This window comes from Streptococcus cristatus (genome assembly GCF_003943505.1).
Classification (GTDB): domain Bacteria; phylum Bacillota; class Bacilli; order Lactobacillales; family Streptococcaceae; genus Streptococcus; species Streptococcus cristatus_E.
In genome coordinates this window covers 1-710 of record NZ_RJPS01000074.1, presented here as the reverse complement: position 1 = coordinate 710, position 710 = coordinate 1, and the positions used below count along the sequence as shown (strand labels likewise).

The following is a 710-nucleotide window of genomic DNA, read 5'->3' as shown; positions in this document are numbered from 1 at the left end:
GTCTTAGAAGAATTGGGTTTGGTATCTTTGATAAGGGATTTAGACAAAGGTTTAGATACGGAAATTTCTGATAGTGGTACTGGGTTGTCCGAGGGGCAAAAGCAACGTTTTAATATTGCGAGGGCTTTATTGCTGGAGCATCCAATATATCTATTAGATGAAGTAACAGCCAGTTTAGACAGTGTGACAGAACAAAGAATCAGTAAAGCAATTGATAAGTTGACAGCAGGTAAAACACGCATGACGATTGCACATCGTTTGCATACAGTCAAGAAAGCAGATTCGATTCTTGTTTTGGATAAAACTGGACAGATTGTGGATCAAGGAACTCATCATCAGTTGCTACTTAGAAATCAACTCTATCAAGAATTTTTATCAAATGTACAAAGAGCAGGTTGAAAGGTGTGATTCTTTGTTCACCTCGCTTTCTTTGTTTTTAATAATGTAATCTCAAAAAAGAGGTCAGGGAACTTCTCCGACCTATTTTTGAAACTAGTTTCAAAAAGAAAAAGAATCACAGCAAAAACAGAAATTAAATTCTTAATATTGCAAAGGATTGAAAAAGGGAAGGCACTGTGCTATTATTTTTGTAAGGGTTTACAAAAATAATAGTGTTGGAGGATGAGATGCGCAATCCAGATTTATTAGCAGAAGCAAAGGCTTACAAAGGCAGAGATGAAGTTCCAGCGGATTTTGATGCTTTTTGGGAT

Annotated in this window: 2 protein-coding genes; both read left to right on the top strand. The window is 36.2% G+C overall.

Annotation, left to right across the window (positions count from 1 at the left end; all coding sequences use genetic code 11):
* On the top strand, positions 1-399 hold a 399-nt coding region (locus D8792_RS11055; protein ID WP_125374015.1), incomplete at its 5' end, for an ATP-binding cassette domain-containing protein.
* 227 nt (positions 400-626) lie between these two features.
* Positions 627-710: acetylxylan esterase (locus tag D8792_RS11605; RefSeq protein ID WP_142999403.1), on the top strand; the 84-nt coding region annotated here is incomplete at its 3' end.